6 protein-coding genes are annotated in these 6,644 nt (G+C 64.4%); 4 read left to right on the forward strand and 2 right to left on the reverse strand.

The genetic code is table 11. From position 1 onward, the window contains the following. Window positions 1-379: hypothetical protein (locus tag SY1_RS02295; protein ID WP_208872609.1), on the reverse strand; the 379-nt coding region annotated here is incomplete at its 3' end. 691 nt (window positions 380-1,070) lie between these two features. Between SY1_RS02295 and SY1_RS02300 the strand changes: the two genes are divergently transcribed. The 4 genes from SY1_RS02300 (at window position 1,071) to SY1_RS12275 (ending at window position 5,641) form a co-directional block, all read left to right on the forward strand. Continuing rightward, window positions 1,071-1,223: a hypothetical protein gene (locus tag SY1_RS02300; RefSeq protein WP_208872610.1), complete on the forward strand. Its 153-nt coding sequence runs from the start codon at window positions 1,071-1,073 to the stop codon at window positions 1,221-1,223. Window positions 1,224-1,313: 90 nt separating this feature from the next. After that, window positions 1,314-2,144, forward strand: a complete 831-nt coding sequence (locus SY1_RS02305) for a MetQ/NlpA family ABC transporter substrate-binding protein (RefSeq protein WP_015556046.1) — start codon at window positions 1,314-1,316, stop codon at window positions 2,142-2,144. Window positions 2,145-2,169: 25 nt separating this feature from the next. Next, window positions 2,170-3,000: a MetQ/NlpA family ABC transporter substrate-binding protein gene (locus SY1_RS02310; protein WP_015556047.1), complete on the forward strand. Its 831-nt coding sequence runs from the start codon at window positions 2,170-2,172 to the stop codon at window positions 2,998-3,000. A gap of 181 nt (window positions 3,001-3,181) precedes the next feature. Then, complete coding sequence (locus SY1_RS12275; protein WP_243440564.1) at window positions 3,182-5,641, forward strand: aspartate aminotransferase type Ic; 2,460 nt, start codon at window positions 3,182-3,184, stop codon at window positions 5,639-5,641. On the opposite strand, the gene SY1_RS02325 is transcribed toward SY1_RS12275, so the two are convergent. Beyond that, entirely contained in the window at window positions 5,622-6,533 is a 912-nt protein-coding gene (locus tag SY1_RS02325) for a DMT family transporter (RefSeq protein ID WP_208872611.1), read from the reverse strand. The genes SY1_RS12275 and SY1_RS02325 overlap by 20 nt on opposite strands. Window positions 6,534-6,644 lie beyond the last annotated feature (111 nt).

Below are 6,644 nucleotides of genomic sequence, written 5' to 3' on the forward strand. Positions count from 1 at the left end.
GACTAGAGCTCGTTCCTTCTTCCCGCAAGTCGAAGAAGAAAGCAAAGAGAACGATGCTCGTCAGAACATATCCAATGCATAACAGGCAGAACAGAATAAGGAGCCCGAGGCGCTTCCATTTCAGCGTTATGCCACGATAGATCGTCCAGGAGAAATAAAACTCCGCACACAGTGCTGTTGTCCACTCGATCAAAAGGCTGGTCAACTTCTCCTCTTCGCCGAACACAAGAAACGCCTCGTATTTACCCATTGAGCTTCGGATATTTAAAAAAAGTAAAAGGATAGCCGAAACGCAGACAAGAATATTGTAAATCCTTGTCTCGTCCGGATGGAATCCCGATCCCTTAACGCCTGTAGCATCGTCGTCGACACGAGACATCTTAAAAAGCCTCCCTAACTTTTCAAAGTCAGGAGTAAAAGAAGTACGAAGTACTCTAAGTTTATCCCTGCCCCCGATTCGTGTCAAGAATTATGGAGAGGTCTGTCGTCGATCAGTCGTAATGTCACCCTGTAAAAAGTTGTAAAGGACAAAAAGGACGAGCCCATGAAACTTCACAAACCCATTCCACACCACCTCTGAAATCGCTCTTTCCAAGAAAAGTGATGACGCTAACTCAGAGCAGTGAAATACTAAGGAGGACATTTGCTCTGAGCCCTTAAGGGTGACTTTTCTCTGGCTACCGACGGGAGCTTCGGCCCTTTGTGCCGAAAGCGCGACCGACGGCTGAAAAATTTGACAACGGAGGGCCTCTGAGGTATACTTCGCAGCATAAATTTTTGAAGATGGGAGTTCGTGGGATGAAGCCTGAAACCGGAATCCTTCTTTTCGTGGGCGGCATGATGATGTGCATGGGCATGATGATGCGCATGTACACAATGGATGCTGTCCGCTGAGGGTTTCAGGGGTCCTGTGCCGGGAGGCCCGGTCCATAGAGATCGAAGCGGGGAGCGGTGAAGCCCCGCTTTTTTTATTGGCGGGAGCACGGTGCATCCCGCTTTTTTTGTAGGCTGACAGGTTAGGTCAATGTTGGAAGAACGACGGTGGCTTCTTAACTTAGGGGGAATGTGGCTTGATCGAGCTTGGGCACATCGTGAAGCGGTTCAGGGCGGACGGGGGCACGGCGGTGGAATCTGCCCTGGCTCAGATGGACAAGGGGCCCGTGGCCGCGGTCAGCGTTGTCCAGTGGCTGGGCGAGCGCATCGCACGCCGGAGCACCCACTGAGGCGGCGTCCCTTAAAATTTTTCGAGGAAGCGCGCGTCCCGGTGCGGGCGGCCAGCGCTTCCTTAGAACAAGACGAAAGGAATGGTTTGGATGAAAAAGGCGTTTTTTGCGGCGGCAGTGCTTGCACTGGCCCTGACGGGCACGGCGACGGCGGCTCAGACGGTGAGGCTGGGTTTGGTGGGCGGTATCTACGAGGACTTCTGGGCTCCGGCGAAGGAGGAGCTGGCGAAGGAGGGGATCGACCTGGAGTTCGTGCCCTTCACGGATTACGTGACGCCCAACCGGGCGCTGTCGGACGGCGACATCGAGCTGAACGCCTTCCAGCACGACATTTACCTCCAGAACGAGATCAAGGAGTACGGCTACAAGCTGACGAACATCGGCGGCACCTTCATCGAGGCCATGAACATCTTCTCTCGGAAGGTGAAGTCCGTCTCGGAGATCAAGGACGGGGACACCGTGGCCATCCCGAACGACGTGACCAACGGCGGGCGGGCCCTCAAGGTGCTGGCCGCGTCGGGGCTCATCACGCTGAAGGAGAGCGCGGGCTTCAGCCCGACGGTGGCGGACGTCGAGAAGTACAACGTGAAGGTCGAGATCAAGGAGATGGCGGCCAACATCATCCCCGCCGCGCTGCCGGACGTGACGGCCGCCGTCATCAACGGAAACTACGCCATGGACTTCGGCTTCAAGCTGGAAGACGCCATCTTCCGGGACACGAGCCTGAACGAGAAGCCCTACTGGAACCTGGTGGCCGCGCGGACGGCAGACCTGGAGGACCCCGCCAAGGTGGAGCTCTACGGCAAGGTGATGAAGGCCTTCCGGTCCGAGGCCACGAAGGCGGTCCTCGACAAGATGTTCGGCGGCTACGTGGTGTGCGCGGGCTGGGACGAGGACTTCCTAGCGCCCTTCCGCAAGTAGCGCGGGTGTAAGGAGGACCTTTGCGATGAAGCGGGTCTTTTTTGCGGGCGCGATCCTTGTGGCGTTCCTCGGCCTGACGGGCGCAGCCACTGCGGCCCAGACGGTGAAGCTCGGCGTGGTGGGCAGCCTCTACGAGGACATGTGGGCTCCGGCGAAGGAGGAGCTGGCCAAAGAGGGCATCGACCTCGAGCTGGTCCACTTCTCCGACTACGTGACGCCCAATCGGGCGCTGTCGGACGGCGAGATCGACCTGGATGGCTTTCAGCACGACATCTACCTCCAGAACGAGATCAAGGAGTACGGCTACCGGCTGACGACCGTCGGCAGCACCTTCATCATCCCCCTGAACCTCTACTCCAGGAAGGTGAAGTCCGTGGCGGACCTGAAGGACGGCGACGTCATCGCCATCCCCAACGACCCCACCAACGGCGGGCGGGCCCTCAAGGTGCTGGCTGCGGCCGGGATCGTCAGGCTGAAGGACGGGGCCTCCTTCAGCCCCACGAAGGAGGATATCGAGGAGTACAAGGTGAAGGTCGAGATCAGCGAGATGGCGGCCAACACCATCCCCTCCGTGCTGCCGGACGTGGCGGCGGCCATCATCAACTGCGGCTACGCGATGGACTTCGGCCTGACGGCGGAGGACGTCCTCTTCAACGACACGAGCGTCAGCGACCGCGAGTACTGGAACATCATCGTCGCGCGGACGGCGGACCTGGAGGACCCGGCGAAGGTGGAGCTCTTTCGGAGGATCGTGAAGGCGTTTCAGTCGCCGGCCACGAAGGCCGTGTTCGACGGAAAGTTCGGGGGCCAGTTCCTGCCCGCGGGCTGGGGCGAGGACCTGTTGAAGAGGCCGTAGGTCGGTTCCTCTCCGCCGCTGTCGGGGAGGGCGGGCGCGGGGGGTCCCCCGCGCCCGCTTTTTTTGTCCGCCTCCTGCAGAGAATATAGTCCGCGGATCGCCGGCCCGTTGGTAAATAAGCCTGCGGGCATGGTATAGTGGGGAGCGGGTGGAAACACATTCCCGAAAGGAGAGGTTCGACGTGAAGAGGTATGCGGAGATGGCCCAGGGGGAGCTGGAGGCGGAGCGGCAGGCGGTGCGGGGCCGCTACGAGGAGCTGAAGGGGCGGAAGCTGAGCCTGAACATGGCTCGCGGCAAGCCCGGCAAGGCGCAGCTCGACATGGTCTCCGGCATCTTTGACGTGCTGCGGAGCGACTCCGATTTCATCGTTGACGGGATGGACGTCCGGAACTACGGCGGGCTGGAGGGGCTGCCCTCGGCCCGGAAGCTCTTTGCGGAGCTCCTGGGCGTCCTGCCGTCGCAGGTGCTGGTGGGGGGCAACGCCAGCCTTCAGCTGATGTACGACGCCGTCTCGAAGGCCTTCACCCACGGACTGCTGCGCAGCGAGCGCCCATGGAGCCGTGAGCCCGAAGTGAAGTGGCTCTGCCCGGCGCCGGGCTACGACCGCCACTTCAGGATATCCGAGACCTTCGGCATGACCATGATCACGATCCCCATGACGCCTGCGGGGCCGGACATGGACGCCGTGGAGCGCGAGGTCCGGGACCCGGCGGTGCGGGGCATGTGGTGCGTGCCGAAGTACTCGAACCCGGACGGCATCGTCTACTCCGACGAGACCGTCCGCCGCATCGCGGCCCTGAAGCCCGCGGCGCCGGACTTCCTCCTGATGTGGGACAACGCCTACTGCGTCCACGAGTTCGAGGGGGACTACGTCCCCTTCCCGGACATCCTGAGCCTGTGCGCGGAGGCGGGGAGGCCGGACATGGTCCTGGAGTTCGCCTCCACCTCCAAGATCACGCTGCCGGGGGCGGGCGTCGCCGCGGCGGCCATGAGCGAGGCGAACCTGAAGTACTTCAGCAAACTGTTGGACGTTCAGGTGATCAGCTTCGACAAGGTCAACCAGCTGCGCCACGTCCGCTTCCTGAAGGACAAGGCGGGCGTCCTGGCCCTGATGAAGAGGCACGCGGAGATCCTGCGCCCGAAGTTCCACGCCGTCCTGGAGGCGCTGGAGCGGGAGATCGCGCCGCTTGGCATCGCCGACTGGCAGCACCCGAAGGGCGGCTACTTCGTGAGCGTCAACTGTATGCCGGGCACGGCCGGGGAGACGCTGCGCCTGCGCCGCGAGGCCGGCGTCACGATGACCGCCGCCGGGGCGACCTTCCCCTACGGCCGCGACCCTCAGGACAGCAACGTGCGCATCGCGCCGAGCCTGCCGCCGGTGGACGAGCTGAAGCAGGCCATCGACGTCTTCTGCACCTGCCTGAGGCTGGCCGCGCTGGAGAGGCTGGCGGCGATCCCCGCGCGGCAGGGCTGTCGGGCGTGCGTTCGGCGCGGGGGGCCTCTCTCCTCCGCGCCTTTTTTGTCGGGGTCGGGCCGGCAGGCCTTCGGAGGTGATGGGATGGAGCGGACGAGTCGGGGTGCGTTGGTCGCCATGAGCGGCGGGGTGGACAGCAGCGTGGCCGCCTGTCTGGCGATGGAAGCGGGGTATCGGTGCCTGGGGGCGACGATGCGCCTCTTTCCGGACGAGCCCGCCTGCGGCCGCCCTCGAGGGGACGCGGAGGACGCCGCCGCGGTCGCGGCGCTCCTGGGCATCCCCCACGAGGTTTTGGACTGCGCGGCGGACTTCAGGCTGAAGGTCGTCGAGAAGTTCATCGCGACCTACGAGCGGGGGGGGACGCCCAACCCCTGCATCGACTGCAACCGGCACCTGAAGTTCGGCCGGCTCTTGACGGCTGCGCGGGAGAGGGGGCTGGACCTCGTCGTCACGGGGCACTACGCGCGCATCGGCTGGGACCCGGACCGGGGCCGGCACCTGCTGCGGAAGGGGACGGACCCGGCGCGGGACCAGAGCTATGTCCTCTGCATGATGACGCAGGACCAGCTGGCCCACACCCTCCTTCCCCTGGGGGGGATGACCAAGGACGCGGTGCGCCGGGTCGCCGAGGCCCGCGGCCTGATCAACGCGCAAAAGCGCGACTCCCAGGACATCTGCTTTGTGCCGGACGGGGACTACGCCGCCTTCATGGAACGCTACACGGGGAGGTCCTATCCGGCCGGGGACTTCATTGACGCCGCGGGGCGCGTCCTGGGGCGCCACCGCGGCATCGTGCGCTACACCGTGGGCCAGCGGAAGGGGCTGGGCATCGCCAGTAGCGCGCCGCTCTTCGTGACGGCCATCGACGCTGACGCCAACACCGTCACGCTGACGCACGGGGAGGGGCTCTCCGCCCGCGGGGTCACGGCGCAGGACTTCAACCTCATCGCCGTGCCCTCCATCCGGCGCCCCCTGCGCGTGAGGGCCAGGGTGCGCTTCCGCCAGCGGGAGGTCCCCGCCACGGCGGTGCAGGCCCCGGAGGGCCTGCGCGTGGAGTTCGACGAGCCGCTGCGGGCCCCGACGGTGGGACAGGCCCTCGTGCTGTATGACATGGAGGAGGAAGACGTCGTGGTGGGCGGCGGCACGATCAGCGGGGTGGTGCGCTGACCTCACCGCCCCGTCGCCGTGCCCCGAAGGAGGAGAGCGCGATGGCGGCCAGGATGAGGACGCACCCCAGCGCCTGGGGCGCCGTGGGCCGCGCCCCAAGGACGAGGGCGGTGAAGAGGAGCGCCGAGGGGACCTCCATGGAGGTCAGCAGGGTGACGGTAGGGGCGGGGATGTACTGCAGGGCCGCGTAGAAGGCGGAGAAGCCCAGCACCGTTCCGCCGAAGAGGGGGATGGCGATCAGGCCCATCTGGGCGGGCGTCAGCGTCGCCATGTCGCCCCAGCCCTCGGCGAAGGTCTTGTAGAGCGCTATCCAGAGGGTCCCCAGGAGGTGGGACCAGCAGAAGAAGCCGAGGCCGCTCATCCCTCCTCCAGACCCGGCCCGCCCGCAGAGCGCCTGGGCCGTGATGCCGAAGATGGCCAGCACGCCCCAGAGGAGGCCGGGGATCGAGATCCCTGCGTCAAACCTCCACTCCGGCGTGAGGACGGAGCAGGTGACGCCGGCAAAGACGATGGCGGCGCCGATGAGGTCGCAGGCGGTGGGGCGCTCGTGCAGCAGCAGCGCAGACCCCAGGGCGATGACGAAGGGGTTGACGTAGTGCAGGACGTTGGCCGTGGCCACGGGCAGGTAGACCACGGAGAGCATGAAGCCCAGGTAGTTGAGGGCGGGGGCCAGGATCGACAGGAGGAGGACCCGAAGGAGGTCCCGCCGCGGCGCCCTCAGATGCCGCGGGGCCAGGAGGCGAAAGAGCAGCCACAGGACGGGACCTCCCACGGCGCAGCGGAGGAAGGTGACGGTGACCATGGAGACGCCCTGCTGTCCCATGAGCTTGTACGCCGGGCTTCCGGCGCCCCAGATCAGCCCCGTCGCCGCGGCCAGCGTGATTCCCAGCACAACCCTGTTCAAGTTCAAAACCAGTCCTTTCGCCCTTCAGGTGAGGCAGAAAACTCATAAAACCGGGTTCCAACGTACGTTATACCAATTCGCGTTTTTTAATATGGATTG

The organism is Fretibacterium fastidiosum (genome assembly GCF_000210715.1).
GTDB lineage: Bacteria > Synergistota > Synergistia > Synergistales > Aminobacteriaceae > Fretibacterium > Fretibacterium fastidiosum.

What these genes read in the sequence shown, in the direction of transcription:
- SY1_RS02305 (WP_015556046.1), top strand. Translation starts at nt 1,314, where the DNA reads ATGAAAAAGGCGTTTTTTGCGGCGGCAGTGCTTGCACTGGCCCTGACG.
- SY1_RS02310 (WP_015556047.1), top strand. Translation starts at nt 2,170, where the DNA reads ATGAAGCGGGTCTTTTTTGCGGGCGCGATCCTTGTGGCGTTCCTCGGC.